General features: G+C 34.5%; 17 protein-coding genes, 1 pseudogene and 1 riboswitch. Of the genes and pseudogenes, 6 read left to right on the top strand and 12 right to left on the bottom strand.

The window, feature by feature from the left end; translation table 11 throughout:
* Window positions 1-147: 147 nt before the first annotated feature.
* Together ttcA and yeiP are read right to left on the bottom strand one after the other, a co-directional pair.
* A complete protein-coding gene (ttcA, locus tag H3S74_RS01210) occupies window positions 148-1044 on the bottom strand; it encodes a tRNA 2-thiocytidine(32) synthetase TtcA (RefSeq protein ID WP_198247289.1) in 897 nt (298 codons plus the stop codon).
* A gap of 14 nt (window positions 1045-1058) precedes the next feature.
* Window positions 1059-1631, bottom strand: a complete 573-nt coding sequence (gene yeiP, locus H3S74_RS01215) for an elongation factor P-like protein YeiP (RefSeq protein WP_086359766.1) — start codon at window positions 1629-1631, stop codon at window positions 1059-1061.
* Between the two features lie 110 nt (window positions 1632-1741).
* Here yeiP and H3S74_RS01220 point away from each other — a divergent pair, with 110 nt between their 5' ends.
* Both H3S74_RS01220 and H3S74_RS01225 read left to right on the top strand, forming a co-directional pair.
* Window positions 1742-2008 (top strand): YkgJ family cysteine cluster protein, encoded by a 267-nt coding sequence (locus H3S74_RS01220; RefSeq protein WP_086359767.1) that lies wholly within the window; start codon window positions 1742-1744, stop codon window positions 2006-2008.
* Window positions 2009-2186: 178 nt separating this feature from the next.
* Window positions 2187-3653, top strand: coding sequence for an amino acid permease (locus tag H3S74_RS01225; RefSeq protein WP_255518843.1), 1467 nt, complete (start codon window positions 2187-2189; stop codon window positions 3651-3653).
* Window positions 3654-3780: 127 nt separating this feature from the next.
* Here the strand turns inward: H3S74_RS01225 and infA are convergent, their stop codons facing one another.
* The 6 genes and pseudogenes from infA to bamD all read right to left on the bottom strand — a co-directional run.
* Window positions 3781-3999, bottom strand: a complete 219-nt coding sequence (gene infA, locus H3S74_RS01230; protein WP_025315083.1) for a translation initiation factor IF-1 — start codon at window positions 3997-3999, stop codon at window positions 3781-3783.
* A 235-nt stretch (window positions 4000-4234) separates the two neighbouring features.
* Complete coding sequence (nadD, locus tag H3S74_RS01235) at window positions 4235-4891, bottom strand: nicotinate-nucleotide adenylyltransferase (protein ID WP_198247002.1); 657 nt, start codon at window positions 4889-4891, stop codon at window positions 4235-4237.
* On the bottom strand, window positions 4885-5889 hold the full coding sequence (holA, locus tag H3S74_RS01240; protein ID WP_198247003.1) for a DNA polymerase III subunit delta: 1005 nt from the start codon (window positions 5887-5889) through the stop codon (window positions 4885-4887). The genes nadD and holA overlap by 7 nt, the downstream gene beginning before the upstream one ends.
* Before the next feature lie 9 nt (window positions 5890-5898).
* Entirely contained in the window at window positions 5899-6390 is a 492-nt protein-coding gene (gene lptE, locus H3S74_RS01245; protein WP_198247004.1) for an LPS assembly lipoprotein LptE, read from the bottom strand.
* Window positions 6391-6426: 36 nt separating this feature from the next.
* Complete coding sequence (gene leuS / locus H3S74_RS01250; protein WP_198247005.1) at window positions 6427-9009, bottom strand: leucine--tRNA ligase; 2583 nt, start codon at window positions 9007-9009, stop codon at window positions 6427-6429.
* Between the two features lie 250 nt (window positions 9010-9259).
* A pseudogene (gene bamD, locus H3S74_RS01255) lies at window positions 9260-9991 on the bottom strand (outer membrane protein assembly factor BamD); the annotation flags it as partial.
* Window positions 9992-10084: 93 nt separating this feature from the next.
* Between bamD and rluD the strand changes: the two are divergent.
* Window positions 10085-11059 (top strand): 23S rRNA pseudouridine(1911/1915/1917) synthase RluD, encoded by a 975-nt coding sequence (rluD, locus tag H3S74_RS01260; RefSeq protein ID WP_198247007.1) that lies wholly within the window; start codon window positions 10085-10087, stop codon window positions 11057-11059.
* Between the two features lie 8 nt (window positions 11060-11067).
* The gene (gene pgeF / locus H3S74_RS01265; RefSeq protein ID WP_181414691.1) at window positions 11068-11841 is read left to right on the top strand and encodes a peptidoglycan editing factor PgeF; all 774 of its coding nucleotides are present in this window, start codon (window positions 11068-11070) and stop codon (window positions 11839-11841) included.
* A 309-nt stretch (window positions 11842-12150) separates the two neighbouring features.
* Here the strand turns inward: pgeF and H3S74_RS01270 are convergent, their stop codons facing one another.
* Window positions 12151-12765, bottom strand: coding sequence for a 7-carboxy-7-deazaguanine synthase QueE (locus tag H3S74_RS01270; protein WP_198247008.1), 615 nt, complete (start codon window positions 12763-12765; stop codon window positions 12151-12153).
* Window positions 12762-13190, bottom strand: coding sequence for a 6-carboxytetrahydropterin synthase QueD (gene queD / locus H3S74_RS01275; RefSeq protein WP_110448184.1), 429 nt, complete (start codon window positions 13188-13190; stop codon window positions 12762-12764). The genes H3S74_RS01270 and queD overlap by 4 nt, the downstream gene beginning before the upstream one ends.
* A gap of 3 nt (window positions 13191-13193) precedes the next feature.
* Window positions 13194-13239, bottom strand: a riboswitch (PreQ1 riboswitch).
* Between the two features lie 274 nt (window positions 13240-13513).
* Here queD and clpB point away from each other — a divergent pair.
* Window positions 13514-16084: an ATP-dependent chaperone ClpB gene (gene clpB / locus H3S74_RS01280; protein WP_086363919.1), complete on the top strand. Its 2571-nt coding sequence runs from the start codon at window positions 13514-13516 to the stop codon at window positions 16082-16084.
* Window positions 16085-16373: 289 nt separating this feature from the next.
* Here clpB and H3S74_RS01285 read toward each other — a convergent pair whose 3' ends face one another.
* Window positions 16374-17456: a hypothetical protein gene (locus H3S74_RS01285; RefSeq protein ID WP_198247009.1), complete on the bottom strand. Its 1083-nt coding sequence runs from the start codon at window positions 17454-17456 to the stop codon at window positions 16374-16376.
* Between the two features lie 882 nt (window positions 17457-18338).
* Between H3S74_RS01285 and H3S74_RS01290 the strand changes: the two genes are divergently transcribed.
* Window positions 18339-20252 carry a hypothetical protein gene (locus H3S74_RS01290; RefSeq protein ID WP_198247010.1) on the top strand — a complete coding sequence of 638 codons (1914 nt, stop codon included), beginning with the start codon at window positions 18339-18341 and terminating at the stop codon, window positions 20250-20252.
* A 478-nt stretch (window positions 20253-20730) separates the two neighbouring features.
* Here H3S74_RS01290 and H3S74_RS01295 read toward each other — a convergent pair whose 3' ends face one another.
* Window positions 20731-22089, bottom strand: coding sequence for an FAD-binding oxidoreductase (locus H3S74_RS01295; RefSeq protein WP_110448181.1), 1359 nt, complete (start codon window positions 22087-22089; stop codon window positions 20731-20733).
* Between the last annotated feature and the right edge of the window lie 12 nt (window positions 22090-22101).

Consider the following 22101-nt stretch of genomic DNA (forward strand, 5'->3'; position numbering starts at 1 on the left):
TAACCACAACAAAAATGGTATTTTTTTTGTTAATTCGTGAGCAGGATCAAAGTTTCTATAAAATAGGTTATTGTTTTAATATTAAATAATTATCGACGATATTGTTTATCGCCGATAATAAAAGAGTTTAGATGCTGGAGGGTAATTTTAGTTAGCCTCTTTCCATAGAATTAGATCCTGTTCGTCGAGTTCTGACGCATCAAATCCGACTGTAGGGGGTAATTCTTCACGGTCAAAGGCTAAATCGCCACCATTGATATCAATATCACCTTTCTTAATCCCTTTAAAATCGTAAAGATTGGTATCGCATAAATGAGAAAGAGTAATATTTTGTGTAGCGCGAAACATGGTTTCGATACGACCAGGAAATTTTTTATCCCAATCATTTAGCATTTCTTTGATTACTTGCCGTTGCAAATTAGGTTGTGAGCCACAAAGATTACATGGAATGATAGGAAATTGTTTTATTTCAGCATATTTTGTAATGTCTTTTTCTTTACAATATGCAAGAGGTCGAATAATAATGTGTTCACCTGAATCATTCATCAATTTAGGTGGCATGGCTTTAAGTTTGCCTCCATAAAACATGTTTAAAAATAGTGTTTCTAAAATGTCATCTCGGTGATGTCCTAGAGCTATTTTTGTTGCACCAAGTTCAGTTGCTGTACGATATAAAATACCACGTCGAAGTCTAGAACAGAGAGAACAGGTTGTTTTACCTTCTGGAATTTTTTCTTTGACAATTCCATAAGTATTTTCTTGGACAATTTTATATTCAATACCTAATGACTCAAGATATTCAGGTAAGACATGCTCAGGAAAACCAGGTTGTTTTTGGTCTAAATTAACTGCGACTAATTCAAATTGTACTGGTGCGCTGATTTTTAAATTAATAAGAATATCCAGCAATGTATAACTGTCTTTACCGCCTGATAAGCAGACCATTATACGATCGCCTTCCTCGATCATGTTAAAGTCAGCGATAGCTTCACCAGTAAGACGTCGCAATCGTTTATGTAATTTATTTTGGTTATATGTATTCATCACGATTTAATAGATTATTCCGCTCGACTCATATATCGGCGTTCTGCGATATGAATTTTAACTCTTTCGTGGTTATCAATATATTCTGGTACTTGAATGACAAGACCGGTTGATAGTGTTGCAGGCTTTGTTCGTGCACTTGCTGAAGCACCTTTGATACTTGGTGAAGTTTCAATAATTTCTAGTTCAACTGTTTGTGGCAGTTCTAAAGCAACAACTTCACTTTCAGCCATTAACACCTGAATACCATCCATTCCACCATCAGGAATAAATAGTAGTTCTTCTTCAATTTGATCTTTCTTAAAAATAAATGGCGTATAGTCTTCATTATCCATAAATACATATTCGTCACCATCGATATAAGAAAAGCTTACCGGACGTCGAAATAGTTCGATAGTATCTAAAATATCATCTCCTTTAAAACGTTCCTCAACTTTGCCACCAGATTTCACATCGGTAAAACGCATTTTATAAAGGGTGCTTGCTCCACGCGCACTAGGACTTTGAACATCAATCTCTTTCACTAATAATAGTTTGCCATTGTAGGTGACTGCATCACCACGTTTTATTTCATTTGCTTTAGCCATAATACTTTCTTCATGTTTAATAGAGTTAAAAATTTAGCTCGCTATTTTACCCTTAAGTTGCTATTGTCTCCAATAAATTTTATAAAACAACGACAAATTCCTCTAAACTAATGACTGATTCATTCAAATGCCGTAAAAACTGTGGTGCATGTTGTATTGCGCCATCAATTTCATCTGCTATACCTAGTATGCCGAATGGAAAACCAGCCGGAATTGCCTGTTTTCATTTAGACGAGAATTTTCAGTGTAAATTATTTGGTAATACTAATAGACCTCTAGTCTGTGGTCGTTTAAAACCTTGTTTTGAAATGTGTGGAACAAATCGTGATCAAGCGATGGATTATTTAACTCAATTAGAACAGTTAACTAGCAGCTAAGTATTGCTAATATTTAACATATCAGACGGATTATTAGAATTATTTATCTCGCATATAATTTTTTTTGATACACTTCATCACAATTTATCAGCTAATGATAAATATCGTAATAAATTATTTTAAATCAGTTACTAACCTAGATATTAAGCATAAGGTAGTAACTAAATATATTTAGAATCTGTTTAACAAGAAGAAAATTAATATGAATGATAAATTAAAGCGTGATTTAAAAGCCCGTCATTTAGCGATGATAGCCATTGGTGGCTCCATCGGAACTGGGTTATTTGTCGCTTCAGGCGCTACTGTTGCACAAGCTGGTCCTGGTGGTGCACTGCTTTCTTATGCCATTATCGGCATAATGGTCTACTTTTTAATGACTAGTTTGGGGGAGCTTGCTGCTTATCTTCCGGTTTCTGGCACTTTTGCGACCTATGGGGCACGCTATGTAGATGAAGCATTTGGTTTCGCTATTGGCTGGAACTATTGGTATAACTGGGCAATAACGGTTGCTGTTGACTTAGTTGCTGCTCAATTGGTGATCTCCTATTGGTTCGATGCTGGGGCTTATAGTTGGTTATGGAGCCTATTATTCCTAAGTATTATCTTTTGCTTAAACTATGTTTCTGTGAAAGGTTTTGGTGAAGCAGAATTTTGGTTTTCATTAATTAAAGTCGTCACTGTGATTTTATTTATAGTAGTTGGTTTATTAATGATTATTGGCATTTTAAAAGGTGCTGAAACTGCTGGTTGGCAAAACTGGCAAGTTGGTGACGCTCCATTTGTTGGTGGTTTTGCTTCAATGATTGGTGTTGCGATGGTTGTTGGTTTCTCATTCCAAGGTACTGAACTAATTGGTATCGCTGCAGGAGAATCAAGAGATCCAGAGAAAAATATTCCAAAAGCAATGAAGCAAGTCTTTTGGCGAATATTATTATTTTATATTTTTGCAATTTTAGTTATTAGTTTAATCATTCCATATACTGATCCTAACTTACTACGTAATGATGAAACTGATATCAGTGTTAGTCCATTTACTTTAGTTTTTCAGCATGCTGGATTATTATCTGCAGCAGCTATTATGAATGCAGTTATTTTAACTTCAGTACTTTCTGCAGGTAACTCAGGTTTATACGCTTCAACCCGAATGCTATATGCTTTAGCTAAAGAAGGTAAAGCGCCGAAGATCTTTGGACGATTATCTTCATCAGGTGTACCTGATATGGCATTATTTGCGACAACATTGGTTGCTATGCTTTGCTTCTTGACCTCACTATACAAAGATCAGGAAGTTTATTTATGGCTACTTAATATGTCAGGTATGACAGGATTTATTGCTTGGCTTGGTATTGCTATCAGTCATTATCGTTTTAGAAAAGGCTACATAGCGCAAGGTCGTGATCTCAATAAATTACCATATCGTTCAAGTTGTTTTCCATTTGGTCCTATTTTTGCCTTTATACTTTGTTTGACGATAACATTAGGGCAAAATTACGAAGCATTTTTACAAGAAACCATTGATTGGAACGGTGTCATTGCCACTTACATCGGTATTCCATTATTTCTTTCGATTTACTTCGGTTATAAAATCGTTAAAAAAACGAAATGGATAAAGTATGAGCAAATGGATTTTTCTCAAATGGATTAATTAGGAAATAACGTAAATTATGACTTGTACATCCGTCGACTTTAGTCGACGGAATTGTATTAAAAAAGAGAAAATAACTAATCAACTCATTAGTTAATAATGTAAAACAACAAGCGTGATAACGATATTAACGACTACGGAATATGATACGTGCTTTTGAAAGATCATAAGGTGTCATTTCTACCGTAACTTTATCGCCAGTTAGAATTCGAATATAGTTCTTTCTCATCTTTCCAGAAATGTGTGCAGTAACAACATGACCGTTTTCAAGTTCAACACGAAACATCGTGTTTGGAAGAGTATCAAGAATAGTACCTTGCATTTCAATGTTATCTTCTTTTGCCATTGGGGCCTCTTAATATTAAATACAAATTAAATACACTCAAATTAATAAATATCATTCTCATTTTCTTTACGATTAACTAGAAAAGCGAATTAATCAAACTCAACTAAATTACCAAAATATTTTTGGATCTAGACAAAGTGATTGATTTGAGTATAAACATAGAACAACTATATTCAAATTATCTAAATATAGCGGCGAAATAATGCCGAAAAAACTCTCAGATGTAAAGTCATTTCTAACATTTCTTTGCATTATAGAGCCTATTTTCATGTATATATTGCCAAACTTTAGGCGATAATAACTTTTCACAGCTTTGTTGATTATTAATATTTTGCCGGATTTCTGTTGCCGAAATTGCTTCAAGTGGTGTATTAGCAAAGTAAATATAGCCATTAGGACATTGATGTAATGTTTGACTATCTTGAGTTTGGTGTTGACTAATCCATTGTTGTAGCTTGCTATCACAGGGTGTTTGAGCATAACCTGGCCGTTTACATATTAGCAAATGACAATAATCGAGTAATTTTTGCCACTCTTTCCATGTTGGTAAACTAAGCAAAGAATCTTTTCCCATTATAAAAGCTAAACTTTGCTGAGTACCATTTTGTTGACGCCATGATTTGAGAGTATCAATGGTAAAAGAGGGCTGATTAATTAGCTTTGGTTCTAATTCTCGAGTATCAACTGAAAATAGAGAATAATCCGCTATAGCCAACTGCAACATAGCTAAACGTTGCTCTGTATTGGCCTCTGGTTGTGGTTTATGAGGCGGAATACGGTTAGGTAATAGATTAATTTTAGTTAATCCCAACTCTTTGGCTAAGGCTAAAGCTGGGCGTAAATGCCCATAATGGATTGGATCAAAGGTTCCACCAAATAACGCTGTTAACACTTATTTAACCCCATAAACTGCATAGTTAAACTTAGCAGTGCATCCCAAATAGGTAAATCATTATTATGTTTTAGGCTAATTTCAATATCGGTTAATGTCGCCAGTAGAGCAAATAACGATTTGATATCAAAACGATTCAAATAAGCGCTATACATGGTTCTCCTATTTTGCCAGACTCTATATTCATCAAAAATTTGCCGAGGTGATTTCTCGCTTAAAGCTAATTTTAAATTGATCAACAAAATCAATTCACGTTGAATAATCCGCATCAATATTAACGGCTCAAAATCATTCATTTTAAGCTGTTGTAAAACATGTGTTGCACGTTTTGCTTTATTGGAAAGCATTGCATCAATCCAATGAAAAGGCGTAAATATCGCTGAATCATTAATATTTAACTCAACTTGTTCATAAGAAATAGTTTGATTTGGATAGAGTAAATTTAATTGCTCAATAATTTGCGTTAATGCCAACAAATTACCTTCATAGTAATAACTAAGTAGCTCAATCGCTGGAGATTCAATAGCTATTTGCATTTGTTGTAAATAGCTTTTGATCCATTGTGGTAATTGTGCTGCTTCAGGTGTTGAACAATTCACTACCACTAACTTGTCAGATAAAGCTTTGTACCATAATGCATTTTCTTGGGTCTTAGTAATCTTCACTAGACTAACTATCAAGCCAATCTCAGGGGTTAACATTTCACATAATGTGTTTAATTTTGTTGCCACTGAAACATTTAACACACCTTCACCAATATCTATACAGAGTAAAGTTTTGCTTGAAAATAGATTCATTGCTTGGCAACTATCATACATTGCCGACCAGTCTGTTTGGCTATTGATTGTGAAAGAAAGTTGTTCGTCATATTGAGCTTGTTTAAAAGCATTACGTAATTCAGTTTGTGCATAATGTTGCAGATAAGGATCGCTACCTAAAATCAAATAATAAGGCGATCCTAATTGCTGGGTTATTTTTTCAGCACTAATTTTAATCATAACTAGTTGTTAGTTTGCTGCATCAACTGATTTCAATTTACGAATGATCTCTTTAGCTGCTTGCTTATACATTTCATCCTCAATCAAATTTTGTTCTACTGTCTTAGCTAATGCTGCTGCTGGATTATCAAAGAAGGTACGGAATATACGAACGTTAATTGGATGAATTTGTTCACCTGCAATGACTACTTGCGCTTGAACTGTCAATACTAACTGATATTCTGCTGCTTTACCATCTTGATAGATAGATATAGTGTTTTTATCCAATGAATTTCTGACTATGCGCAATGACGGATATTTAGCTTTATTATTGCCATTAACTAATGTAACTTTATTATCGCGTAGTAACTCTTTAACTTCCCTTGACAATCGACCGTATGGATCACCACTTTCATAGGACAGTGTCTTAAAGCGAGTAGGAACCTCTGGTTCATATTGCAAATGAAAACCGCATCCAGACAACGATATTGTCAATAACATCAAAGCTAAATATTTTTTCATTGGTATCATCACCTATCTCTTAGTTATCTAACATTATTAACCAACAACTAGATTCAATAATTTGCCTGGCACATAAATAACCTTACGAATTGTCGTATCAGTTAAATATTTTTGAATGTTTGGCTCTTGTTTAGCTTGTTCTACTACAAAATCTTGTTCGGCATCTGCCGGAACGGTAAATTTACCACGTACTTTACCATTGATTTGTACAACAATTAATTTTTCATCCTCAACCATTGCCGATTCATCAGCAGTAGGCCAAGATGCATTATCAATGGTTTCACTATGACCTAATGCTTGCCACATAACGAAACAAGCGTGAGGCATCATAGGATAAAGTAATCTGACAACTGCATTTAATGATTCATCCATCAATGCACGGTCTTGAGCGGTATCTTGTGGCGCTTTTTGTAAGCGATTCATAAATTCCATTACTGCTGCAATTGCCGTATTAAAGGTTTGACGGCGACCAATATCATCACTGACTTTAGCAATCGTTTTATGTAGTTCACGACGTAAAGCTTTTTGATCGGCAGTTAATTTAGATAGATCAAGAGCTGTTGTTTTACCTAGTTGAGCATGTTCATATACTAAACGCCATACACGTTTAATAAATCGATTCGCACCTTCCACACCAGATTCTTGCCATTCAAGCGTCATATCGGCTGGAGAGGCAAACATCATAAATAATCTAACGGTATCTGCACCATATTTTTCAACCATTTCTTGTGGATCGATACCATTATTTTTTGATTTAGACATCTTAGTCATACCAGCATGAACAAGTTCATTACCTTTATTATCTGTGGCTTTAGCAATACGACCTTTGTCATCACGTTCAATAGTGACTTCAGTTGGTGAAACCCAAATACGTTCATTGGTAGGGCTGGTGTAATAGAACGCATCAGCTAAAACCATACCTTGGCATAACAAGCGTTTGGCTGGTTCGTCTGATTTTACTAAACCAAAATCACGCATTAATTTATGGAAGAATCTAAAATAGAGTAAATGCATGATTGCATGTTCAATGCCACCAACATATTGATCAACAGGCAACCAATAATTTGCCGCATTTTCATCTAACATACCTTTGTCATAATGAGGGCAGGTGTAGCGTGCATAATACCAAGACGATTCCATAAAGGTATCAAAAGTATCGGTTTCACGCAGTGCCGGTTGACCATTAACCATCGTTTTTGCCCAATTTGGATCTGCTTTAATCGGACTAGTAATACCATTCATTTCAACATTTTCTGGTAAAATGACTGGCAGTTGATCTTCTGGTGTCGGGATTGTAGTGCCATCTTCAAGTGTCACCATAGGAATTGGTGCACCCCAATAACGTTGACGAGAGACTCCCCAATCACGTAAACGATAATTTACTTTACGATTACCAATACCTAATGCAATAAGTTTATCTGCAATAGCATTAAAGGCTTGTTCAAAATTAAGACCGTCAAACTCACCAGAATTAAATAATTTACCATGTTCAGTATAAGCTTGCTGTGATAGATCAGGTACTTGATCATCTTGTGTTAAAATAACAGGTTTAATTGGTAGATTATATTTTGATGCAAACTCATAATCACGTTCATCGTGACCAGGCACCGCCATCACCGCCCCTGTGCCGTATTCAATTAATACAAAGTTAGCAATCCAAACCGGAACTTTTGCACCGGTTAATGGATGGATAGCAAAAAATCCTGTTGCCATACCTTTCTTTTCCATTGTTGCCATGTCGGCCTCAGCGGTTTTAGTTGTTTTGCATTCAGCAATAAAGTCAGCAATTTTGGGATTATTTTGTGCAGCTAATTGAGCAAGTGGATGTTCCGCAGCTACCGAAACAAAACTTACACCCATTAAGGTATCAGGGCGAGTAGTATAAACACGTAACTTATCGCTATAGTTTTCAACGGCGAAATCAAACTCCACCCCTTCAGAACGACCAATCCAGTTTCGTTGCATTGTTTTGACTTGTTCTGGCCAGCTTTCAAGGGTATCTAAATCATTTAATAACTCATCAGCATATTCAGTGATTTTGATAAACCATTGTGGAATTTCTTTACGCTCAACCGGTGTATTACAACGCCAACAACACCCCTCAACCACTTGTTCGTTAGCCAATACAGTCTGGTCGTTTGGACACCAGTTAACAGCTGAAGTTTTTTTATAAACTAAACCTTTTTCAAATAGTTTGGTAAAAAACCATTGTTCCCATTTGTAATACTCAGGACGGCAAGTTGTTACTTCACGATCCCAATCATAACCAAAACCAAGTAGCTGTAATTGCTTCTTCATGTAAGCAATATTTTCATAAGTCCATTTGGCTGGTGCTGTATTATTTTTAACTGCTGCGCCTTCGGCTGGTAAACCAAATGCATCCCAACCGATTGGTTGTAATACATTCTTACCATTCAAACGTTGATAGCGTGAAATAGTGTCACCGATAGTATAATTTCGGACATGACCAAGATGTAAACGACCTGAAGGGTATGGAAGCATCGACAGACAGTAATACTTCTCTTTAGATGGATCTTCAGTAACGTGGAATGTTTTGTCTTCTTGCCAATGTTTTTGTACTTTGGCTTCAATTTCATCTGGGCGATATTGTTCTTGCATGACGAATTAATGTCCTATCTATTATTGCTAATAAAAATAATTTGCTAATTGTATTGGTTATTGAGGTGTTTTACAAACGTTATGTGAATTGTAAGATTGATTTATTAGGAATTAAAAAATGTAATTTGGATATTGTGCACTAGTAAAAAGCATAAATAAAGCGGGCTATGCCCGCTTAGTAAATAAATTAGCCACCATTGAAGACACTGGTAAATTTAGAGAAGAATGATTTTTGTTCTTCTTTTGGTATGTTTTCCAAATTGGCCTGAATAAGTTGATCAACTTTTTGGCTTTCATCAACTAAACCTAATTCATTGTATGCATTACGCATCAATAACAATGCGCTCTTAGTTGAATCAGTATCAGGGAATAAGGCTAACATTTGGGTAACCCGATTAATCACAGCAACATAGGCTCCACGTTTAGTGTAATATTGTGATACTTTTAATTCATGACGTGCGATACGGTTTTTCAAAAATATTAAACGCTTTTTGGCGTCAGCGGCATAACTACTATTTGGAAAACCAGTTACCAAATAAGTAAAATCTTTAAATGCAGCTATGGCAAACTCAGGATCACGATCTGAACGATCGACATTAAACCACCCCTGAATGGTATTGTCATTCTGCGCCATATTAGAAATTCCGCGCATGTAAATTACCCAATCGATATTTGGGTGCGTTGGGTTCAATTTCAAAAAGCGGTCAATTGATGCAATGGCTAGTGGATAATCCGCTGTTTTATAGTAGGCATAAATTAAATCTAATTGAACTTGTTGTGAATAAGGTCCAAATGGATAATTTTTATCGATAGCCTCTAAAACACTAATACTGGATTTGATATTTCCACTCTCAAGCTCTGTTTTAGCTTTATTGTGGAGCTCAATCTCTGGCACATTTTCAACATCATGCTTTGTACTTGTACAGCCAATTAGCATGCTACTTAAAGCGATAGCTAACAAAGTTTGTAGACGCAATTTCATTCAGTTTTCAATCCAAAATATAATTAAACATTAAAGGCGATGATTGGTATATAATACTCTAAAACATAACAGCTTAAAATAGATAAATTACACATGCACAAGTTAAAACTAACATCTGAAATCGAACAAACTCAGCTTGGAATGCGATTGGATCAGGCTTTGTCCGAGCTTTTTCCTGATTATTCTAGGTCAAGAATTAAAGAATGGATTATAAATAATAAAGTATTAGTGAACAATAATATTGTAAATAAACCCAAAGATAAAGTACTTGGTGGTGAAAAAATATCCATCGAAGTTGAAATTGAAGAAGAAACCTATCATCAACCAGAAGATATAAAACTTAATATTGTTTATGAAGATGATCATATTTTGGTCATTAATAAACCACGAGATTTAGTTGTTCATCCTGGAGCAGGGAATCCAAATGGTACGGTATTGAACGCACTACTTTATCACTATCCAGATATCTCACGAGTGCCAAGAGCAGGTATTGTCCACCGTCTAGATAAAGATACAACAGGTTTAATGGTTGTTGCTAAAACCATTGAAGCACAAACTCATTTAGTTGAATCATTACAACTTCGTGAGATAACTCGTGAGTATGAAGCGGTTGCTATGGGGATCATTACTGCTGGTGGAACCGTAGATCAACCAATTACTCGCCATCCAACTAAACGGACACATATGGCGGTTTTTCCAACCGGAAAGCCTGCAGTAACCCATTATCGAGTAATGGAAAAATATCGTCTACATACTCGATTACGTTTAAGACTGGAAACAGGGCGTACCCATCAAATTCGTGTACATATGGCTCATATTGCACATCCACTGGTCGGTGATCCCCTTTATGGTGGTCGACCAAGGCCACCGAAAGGCGCTAGCGAATCATTTATCCAAACTCTGCGTGATTTTGATCGCCAAGCCTTACATGCCACTATGTTACGTTTATATCATCCAATTACTGGCGAACTAATGGAATGGCATGCACCAATACCTGAGGATATGCAAAAATTAATACAAGAGTTACAATTAGATACAGAACTTCATAAAGATGAACTTGATTGGTAATAGTTATGATTAAATCAATTTATCCCTATTGGCCAGCACCGACAAATATTCGTGCTTTTACTACAACTCGCATCGGTGGTGTAAGTTCTACGCCGTTTGATAGCCTAAATTTAGGTAGCCGTACTGGTGATGATTTGAATGATATCGTCGAAAATCGTCGTCTTATAATTAATGCTGAAAAAATTCCTAGTGAACCTTATTGGCTAAATCAAACCCATAGCACAACCGTACTTGATATTTCAGAAATTCAATTACAGCCGGCAACTGGATTAATTGGTAGTAGTGAGCGATTTGAAGCTGATGGATCATATACTCGGCAAGTTAATCAAGTTAGTGTTGTCTTAACGGCTGATTGTATGCCTGTACTATTTTGTTCAATTGAAGGTAATGAGGTCGCCGCCGCTCATGCTGGTTGGCGTGGGCTTTGTCATGGTATTTTAGAAGAAACGGCAAAGAAATTTTATTGTAAGGCTAGTGATATCATCGTTTGGCTTGGTCCAGCAATTGGCGCTACAAAATTTGAAGTAGGTGGTGAAGTGAAAAAGCAGTTTGAAGCTTACGATGCAAATGCGCATCATGCATTTAAACTAATTGATGCCAAACAACAAAAATATTTAGCAGATCTTTATATGATTGCCAAACAGCGATTAAACTCAATCGGAATTAAGCAAATTTATGGTGGTAACTATTGTACCTATACTGAGCGAGATCTGTTTTATTCATATCGTCGAGAAAACAAGACAGGAAGAATGGCAACAATGATCTGGTTTGAGAAAAATTAAACCAGCGGTGACAATTATCATGCCCCTTGTTGTAAATTTAACTAAGATATCTATTCATTATCATCTTCGTAATGACTAATAGAGAGGTAAAATTGATATACTGGTTAACTCTTTTCCCAATCAATATGATGAAACTCAATCCACGTATTGGAATGTGCTGGATGAACAAATATAAATTATAAACCGACTAAAACACGATTAAATATCACCAATAAAAATATTGGTCAATAATAACGCTATCTTTTTAATGTTTAAAGCCTAAATTATGGATAAGGTTGATTTTCGTATTCGGCCGTTTATCGTAAAAGATTACTCAATATTGGCAAACTTATGCGTTTGCAAACTTAACATCCATTTATTATCAATACGTTTATGATTAATCTTACCTAACAACTCAATGGTATCAAACATATTCATCTCACCATTGACTTCGCAAGGTGACAAATAGTAACGCTTAGCTTGAATATGCTGCTCAATATAGTAACAAAAATCGATAAATCCCGTCTGTTTCTCTGCGACAATTCTTATTTCACTAGCTGTTGGTTGCAAAATTTTTTGATAACGATGGTGATAACAAAATTTAGGACTCAGTGCAATATAATCAATCAGCGGATCTACTTTACCTAGTCCATTACTCTCAATAGCGATATAATAGCCAGCTTGTTTTAAATGCGTTAATAATGAAGATAACTCTTTAACCATTGTGGGCTCACCACCGGTAATGATAATATTGCTACTTTTATATTGCTTAACTTTTGCAACTATTTGCTCTAACGTAAAACGTTGAAATTTGTGGAAATTAGTATCACACCAACTACAATTTAAATTACAGCCAGCAAAACGAATAAAAATAGCTGGCATACCAGTGTTATAACCTTCGCCTTGTAAAGATTCGAAGATTTCAACAATACGATATTCGATCATTTTTCGCCCCGATGATACTCACAGTAAGAAGTAGGGGTTTCCCAAAGCTTAATCATCGACACGGGTAGAAATTGTGATAAGTGGTCAAAAATAAATTTACTCATTCCTTCTGCAGTAGTGCGACAAGGAAAAGCAAAAATTTTACGTTGCATTTGCTGCAAAAGCTCAGCTATTTGCCTTTCATTAGTATTATTTTGATTATAAAGATAAGCATGATCGAGTTGGTCGATAATTTGCTGTTTTACAACTGATTTTATGTCAGCATAATCCATCACCATATCAGCACTTGAACCGTTGGTAATAAGTTCATTGCTGATTTCGACTAACAAACGGTAAGTATGACCATGTAGATTATGACATTTTCCATTATGCCCATCTAACATATGACAAGCATCAAACTGGAACTCTTTAGCAATTTTAAACATAATTCTTTCCTAGTTTTTTTTCGTGGGATGGATTACGAACCACGGTTAGCTAATCTAACAAAATAAAGTGGCTAATATAAAGGATAAAAGCTTGAGTGTCATCCAAATTTACTAAACATTTTTGCTTAAGTGCTGGTTTTTCAAACTACTTTATCTTTTATAAAGACGCGAGTAAAATATAAACGATTTTATTGCAAAAATTCGTCAAAAATATTGTTAATCAGCTCTTGAAATTTATTCTTCCACACTCATTTAGTGATTATGCAAATGGATTAAATGTGTAACACATTTAATCCAAATTTATTGCTTAGGAGATAAATAATATGAGGTTAGATAAACTCACTAACAAATTTCAACAAGCTTTAGCTGATGCGCAATCAATCGCATTAGGTAAAGACAATCAATATATAGAGCCCATCCATGTATTATCTGCCATGCTTAATCAAGAAGGTAGTGGGATTAATCCATTACTGGTGGCTTCAGGTGCAAATATTGCGACATTACAACAAGAATTAAATCAAGCAATTGAACGTTTACCCCAAGTTCAAGGCATTGGTGGTGAAGTTATTCCATCACAAGAATTAGTAAGAATTTTGAATCTATGTGACAAATTAGCGCAAAAAAATGGCGATAGCTATATTTCATCTGAATTATTCATACTAGCTGCATTAGATGAAAAAGGTAATTTAACCGATATTTTAAAGAGAGCAGGTGTCAGCAAAGACAAATTTAGCCAAGCAGTTAACCAAGTAAGAGGGAGTGATAACGTGAACGATCCTAATGCTGAAGATCAACGTGGTGCATTGAAAAAATATACCATTGATTTAACCGAAAGAGCCGAACAAGGCAAGCTTGATCCAGTCATTGGTCGTGATGAAGAGATTCGCCGAACCATTCAAGTATTGCAACGTCGAACTAAAAACAATCCAGTATTAATTGGTGAGCCAGGAGTTGGTAAAACAGCTATCGTAGAAGGTTTAGCACAACGTATTGTTAATCGTGAAGTGCCAGAAGGTTTACGTAACAAACGAGTATTATCATTAGATATGGGGGCATTAATTGCCGGTGCTAAATATCGTGGTGAATTTGAAGAACGCTTAAAAGCGGTACTTAAAGATATCGCCAAAGCCGAAGGTAGTATTATTCTCTTTATTGATGAAATACATACTATGGTCGGTGCTGGTAAAAGTGATGGAGCAATGGATGCTGGTAATATGTTAAAACCGGCATTAGCTCGAGGTGAGTTACACTGTGTTGGTGCCACCACGCTTGATGAATATCGTCAATATATCGAAAAAGATCCGGCATTAGAACGTCGTTTTCAAAAAGTATATGTAGCAGAACCGTCAGTTGAAGATACCATCGCAATATTGCGTGGTTTAAAAGAACGTTATGAACTGCATCATCATGTGCAAATTACCGATCCGGCAATTGTTGCAGCAGCAACCTTATCGCATCGTTATATCTCCGATCGTATGTTACCAGACAAAGCGATCGACTTAATTGATGAAGCAGCATCAAGTATCCGTATGCAAATGGACTCAAAACCAGAGTCATTGGATCGGCTTGAACGACGTATTATTCAGCTCAAACTTGAACAACAAGCGCTCAAGAAAGAGTCTGATGATGCAAGTAAAAAACGACTTGAGATGTTAAATGATGAACTTGCTGAAAAAGAAAAGGCTTATGCATCACTTGAAGAAGAGTGGAAATCAGAGAAGGCTGCGCTTTCGGGTACTCAAAATATCAAGGCCGAGTTGGAAAAAGCACGTACTGAAATAGAACAGGCTCGCCGAATGGGCGACTTAAACAAGATGTCCGAACTACAGTATGGCAAAATCCCAGAATTAGAGAAGAAACTAGCAGCAGCCACACAGCTAGAAGGTAAAACTATGAAGTTATTGCGTAACAAAGTCACCGATAACGAAATTGCTGAAGTTTTATCGAAAGCAACAGGTATTCCTGTATCGAGAATGCTAGAGAGTGAAAAAGAAAAACTGTTACATATGGAAGACGCCCTACATAAACGTGTTATTGGTCAAAATGAGGCGGTTGTTGCTGTGGCCAATGCTATTCGTCGTAGTCGAGCAGGGCTTTCTGATCCGAATAAACCGATTGGTTCCTTCTTATTCTTAGGACCGACAGGTGTTGGTAAAACAGAACTTTGCAAAGCATTGGCTAACTTTATGTTTGACAGTGAAGATGCTATGGTACGTATCGACATGTCTGAGTTTATGGAAAAACATTCTGTAGCTCGATTAATCGGTGCACCTCCTGGTTATGTTGGTTATGAAGAAGGAGGCTATCTCACTGAAGCAGTGAGACGACGACCATACTCTGTTATCTTACTCGATGAAGTCGAAAAAGCACATCCAGATGTTTTTAACATCTTATTACAAGTATTGGATGATGGACGATTAACTGATGGACAAGGTCGTACTGTTGATTTTCGTAATACAGTAATTATCATGACATCTAACTTAGGTTCTGATCTGATTCAAGGTCAAGTCGAACTGAGTTACGACGAGATGAAAGCGTTAGTCATGACTGTGGTAACTAAACACTTTAGACCGGAGTTTATCAATCGTATTGATGAAACTGTGGTATTCCATCCATTAGGACAAGAAAACATCAAAGCAATTGCGAAAATTCAATTAGCTCATGTTGAAAAACGTCTTGATGAGCGTGGATATGAAATGGATATCTCTGATGCCGCACTGGAACAATTAGCTAAAGTTGGTTTTGACCCAATTTATGGTGCAAGACCATTAAAACGTGCAATACAACAAGAGATTGAAAATCCATTAGCACAACAGATTCTATCTGGCAAATTAGTTCCGGGTAAAACGATTCATCTAGATTTGGATGATGGTAATATTGTTGCCAAACAGTAAAGCTACTTATTGATTGGTTGTCGAAATTACAACAATATTAATAAAGCCAAAAAGCCTGAAAATTAATTTTCAGGCTTTTTTATTTATAGCATTAGTATTCCTATTTATGAAAAAATCAAACTCATTTAATTAGATAAAAAATTGAGGAAAGGGGTTTTTAGTTTATCAAAACTAAATTATGTAATCTTTGTGATTAAATATAAAATTGAAAATAACTTAATTTAACAAAGAAGACCTAGACTTTAGGTGGACTTCTTATTTTTCTATAATTTAATATCAAAGATCGTACTTAGTCGTATATATAACCAGGTATTAATTTACCTTTGTACCATACTTTATCATTATAAAGAATATTATCTTCACCTATTACACTAGGATTTTCAGTATAAATATTATTACGATTAAGTAAACAATTATTATATTCTAAATCAGTGCATTGACGATTTTGCTTACTATCGAAATTATAATAATGGCAGCTATTGCTTTTATTAACATATCGATAATTATGATAATCGTAAATCGCAGTTATTTTGGTTAAGACTCTGTGATTTTGATCATCAAAATCATAACAGTCTTTACTGCCTTCAGCCGATCTATCTTTTGGATTAAAGATTATATCACTGCCCCAAAGATGAGTTGCGATAAATTTATTATGATGGTTGATATAATAATCATAATTGGAACCTCGTCTAGCATTAAATTTGTAACTTTCAATTGCTAAATCTGCAACGCCATCAAAATTAATATCTTGTAGATGAATGCTATAAATTGAATTGTAGCTATAATTCAAATTTTCGATTTTTTGTAATAATTTGTTGGATGCTTGCTCATAAATATTAATTCCATATAACTTAATCTTTTCATTTTTTTGTTTTCGTAATACAGCGGTAAAGTAGATATTTTCTAAACTATCGTATTGTAATAATTCAATATTATTAAATTCGCTGCTAATATCTTCTTCATTGATGAAAAAATCTCTTTGCAATTTGATTGGCTTTAAGCGTTGTTGATGTTCATCAAACCAAACTCCAGTTAACTCATGATTTAAAATTATATAGTCACCGCCATAGTCATCAGTTTGATCAAATTTAATATTATCTAATTTAATATAAGAGTGTTGGTTATTATTTGAAGAATTTGTATTATAAAAAACGACACTTTTGTTATTTAAATTAAATGAACTTTGATCTAGTACCAAAGGCTGCCAAAGCTGGTCAGGATTACGCTTATCAATTAAGAAATGTAACGAAGTAATGCTACTATTGAAATATAAAGTAATATCTTTATTAGAACTATTGTCAGTAAATGCATAAATTGCACATCTACCTGAGAACGAAAGACAAAGACAAATTAAAAACAATATATTTTTCATATTAATAATCATTCAAAATGATTGCTTTTTACGAGCTAGCAAAATTTGAGAAAAGAATTTTTTAATTATCAAAATTCTTAGTTTTAGTATCCATTATAATAAGCAATCAGTTTATTTTACATCCATTGAATTATTATTACTTTTATCAACTTAATAGTCACTACATAACACAAAATATTTTTAAAAGTCATGTAATGACTGTTTTTAGCAAAAAGTTGTTAATGATAAGGTTCCTAATATCTACAAAAATGGACAAATGTATGTTAGCAATTTCGGTCATTTTAAATAGAGCAAAAGTATTATAGTCGGAACTCTAATTTACATATCTTGACAAATTAACTCTAATTACTATTTGATAAAATGGGTTATTTTGATTATACTTTTTTGGTCAAAAAAATGTTTATTATTTAATATAAAACAATGGGGTGTGTTTTAAGTTACCTGGAGGTTAGTCAAGCTACAGTCAGTTGGAAGTTAAATATTACTTGAAATTATTTATAATAATTAATAGCAAAATATATTCAAATTATTTAATTGAAAATTGTTTTTATTCTTAAAGTGAACCACTTCCCCCCCATAGCAATATTAATATAGATAATTCATTGAATTGCAGACATTTAATTTTCAAAACTGTAGTTCTCTCAATTGAATAGTACAAGTGTGTTTTCGAGCAACCTTTGCACTATAAAGTTTGTATCATTATAGATAAAAATCAATAACAGTTGTTCTTCAAAATTAGTAAGCATAAATTAATTTATGCATGTATTACCAAATTAAATATAAAGCAAAACAGATAACCAAATTTGTTTTGATTATATTTTTGTCAGAAAAGTAATTTTATAACAATAAAACAATGAAGTGTGAATAAATGGGATTCGGAGTATGTTTAAATACAATTATTTAAAAAATAGTCATAACTTGAAATTATTTTCAATATTATTGTTGGGAATTTATTCTAAATTTGTAATTGAAAATCGTTTTATATTTTCAGTATTTAAACATTTACTACCATGCAATTTTGCTAAAGATAAATTATTATCTGGACGTTATATGCAGCTTTTTTTGTTAACTTTCAATCCTACTATAGTAGTAAGGCTAATTAACAAGATACAAAAAATCAGTTTATTTTTCATAATTATCATGGTTAATTCTGTTTATGCTTTGAATGTCACTACAGCTGAAAGTATACAAGGTTCTCAACCTTATTTAACTTTAGGTAATGGCAGCATTAAAGCTGATAATAGTGATTCTTTATTAAGCATTACTCTTTCTAATGGCAAAGTTATCACTCCTAGTGATGATGTTTCAAGTATAACTAATCCAATATATTTACCACATTCAAAACAGTCTTTTACAAGGATTAGAACTATTATTCCATTCACTGAACAAGGAAATCCTAATTACCCGCAAGTGAAAATTTCTGATTTACTAGGCTCGCCGTTTAACTTTTATGCTGATGATGATGGTGATGGTTTTGATGAAAATGGTAATGTTACTGCAACAGCTAGCGGTAATATCAGTTTGAAATGGGAGGCTCGGAATCCGAAAGTGCCCGATATTAATGCTCAAAATGCGTATATTGACATTACTTCAACAGTAAAAAATAATCCTAGAGAAATGATTAGTTTATGTGATAGTCCATATCGCTTAACGATAAGTACTAGTAATGGTGAATTAAAAACTGAATACGGCAAACCTAATAACAATATTTTTACTCAAAAAAGTCATACTTACTATATAAGTGCTAAAATGTTGCCAACCGTCTGTTATGCTCAGCCGAATTTACTTTATGATAACGCTTCTTATGGCAACAATATGATCAATGTAGATTATGATGGCCCTCTTTGGGATTCAGCCAAGCTTTCAGATAATGAATATAGAGGTTTTCCAAGTAAAGGTTTTAAAGTAAGAAATGCGCATACTAGTGGTGAATATGAAGGCGAAAATTCAGTCTACAATAATAACTTTCCAAGTACTGGCTCAAATGGCTTATATTTTTATTTACTCCTTAAAGGAGCAACACCAGAAGAGATGTTAGCCGCCAATGGTAGTACGATAATCGCTAAAGAAGGTGGTAGGGTGAAGTTATCACTATCTGTTGAATCTACACCAAAATGGAGGCATGATGACAGATTACCTGCTCCCATCCCTTATTGGAATAGTGAGCCAGCATTAAAGGTTACATTATCTGGACCACATAGTGGTTCTAACACTAAAACGTTTAATCCCGCTACTTTTAAACTCTATACCGATAGTGCTGAGACACACACATTATATGAATTTAAAATAATGCGTTGGTATATTCCGCAACCTAAAGTTACTTATGGTGAAGGTGATGCGAGAAAATGGTCAAAGAGCGATGCGCAGTCTTATCAAGCAAAAGCTCGTGCTTATTGTTCAAGTTTAGGTGCTAATTATCGTTTGGCAAATATTAGCGATTTTACTAATGCTAATCGATATCGCTATGGCTGGAATAGCGGTATTGCTGGTAGAGGTTCTAAAGCGTATCGTCGTCAGTTAAGCTACCTTTCGGCTGGTAACTGGGTAGGTGGTATAAATAATGAATGGGGATGTTTAGTTAATGATTGGAATGCTGCAGGTAGTGATCAGTACCGTTGCAGTGGTTATTCTGGTAGTGATTGGGATTCATATGCATATTGGACTGACAATTTAGCTAAAGATGTTACTGACTCTGAGGATGAAGCAAAACCATTAGTCAATCCTATGAATGTAGGCGAACCTATGGTTTATGATTCTTATGACTATCAGTATCGGGCAGCTTGTGTTAGCCCGTAAAGCTACTTTCCATCAGTAATTACTTACCACTGTTGCTAGTGAAAAAACTGGCAACAAATTTATCCTCTTAAGTATTCAATCAAATAGAATTATTTCTAATTATTTTTATGATTAAAACATAGTGTAGACTAATAAGTTTCACTCAGTTCAACGAACAAAAAGAATTAATTTTTGTCAACGTGTTGGATAGATAATTACCTAACTGATAAGAAGTAGATGTGTTTTTAATGATTATATAAAAATTTCTGTCAGCAACAGATATTAGGTTAGATATCAAATTTTTATATAAAAGATAAGCAACTTATTAGTGAATAGTTACTTAGTCTTTTTAATCATTAATTAAAAGGGATTTTTAGAATTTAAAAAACCCTGTTCTCAAATTTGTCTATGAAATAATTAAAACGGTTATAAAGCGTTTTAATTCTGATTTAGATCATTACATCTAATATAAATTGTCAGAATATTAATATTAGTAAACTTAAACTACAGTCATATAAACTTGATTATTCAGTAAATTTTTAGGATCAAACTGTTGTTTAATTGTACGCATTAATTGGCGATTTGCTTCAGGAATTGCAGCATTGTAATAACTTACTTTCGCCGTTCCGATGCCATGTTCCGCAGAAGGCAATCCTCCTAATTCAAGACATTTTTGATAAAGCGCTTGGTGAACATTTTGCAGATCAGATTGCCATTGTTTGTCATCACGATTATCACGTAAAATGCATAGATGAATGTTACCATCGCCAGCGTGACCAAAGGCTAACATACGCATGTGGGTTTGTGTTTCTAGTTGTTTGGTGAAATTAATGAAATCGCTAATGCGATTTATTGGTACCACTATATCGATTGGATCTTGTTCTGTTATTGCTTCAACTGCACGTACTAACGAACCTCGAATCGTCCAGATTTGATTAGTTTGATTATTATCTTCGGCAACAAAATAGTCACAATCGCCTAAATTAGTTAATAGCAGTTTGCGTAGTTGTTCAATGGTTTGTAGATCGGAACCATCAAGCATAATAATTAGATAAGCTTGGCTATTTGGTAGCGGGAATTTAAAACCAGAATACCGTTCGCCCCATTGTGCGACTTTACGTTCAACAAACTCCAATGCAGTCGGCGTAAGGGTATGTAGCACGGTGGTAATACTACTAATGGCTTGTTCAATAGTATTAAAACCAACAATAAATGTTTGTGATACTTTTGGTTTAGCTATCAGTTTTAAAGTACATTGCGTGATGATACCTAAGGTACCTTCACTGCCAATAAAGAGATGTTTTAAGGCTAGTCCAGTGTTGTCTTTAACATTTTTACTACCAATATTTAACACACTACCATTAGCCATTACAACTTCAATTGCTTGCACATAATCTCGAGTCACACCATATTTTACTGCTCGCATACCACCAGCATTAGTACTAATATTTCCGCCAATGGTGGCATTTTTAGCGCCCGGATCAGGCGGATAAAAAAGGTCATGTTTTTCAACAAACTGTTGTAGGTCTTGCAGTAAAATACCCGATTGTACGGTAACGGTGAATGTTTGCTTGTCCAGTTCCACAATATGATTCATTAAGGATAAATCAAGAATAATACCGCCATTAGGAATAGTCGAGCCGACTAAGTTAGTACCAGCACCACGAGTGGTAATATTAAGATTATTGGTATTAGCGTATTTAACAATCGCAGCTACTTCTGCTGTTGTTTTGGGGTAGACTAATATATCGGCATAGCCATATTTTAATTTTAAACCATCAGTTAAATGTGATGGTGGGATCGCATTTTTTGCAATGATACGTTTAGGATCTGTAATAATGTCTGTGAGTTTGTTCATGCTGGATTACCG

This window comes from Gilliamella sp. W8126, assembly GCF_016102185.1.
Taxonomy (GTDB): domain Bacteria; phylum Pseudomonadota; class Gammaproteobacteria; order Enterobacterales; family Orbaceae; genus Gilliamella; species Gilliamella apis_A.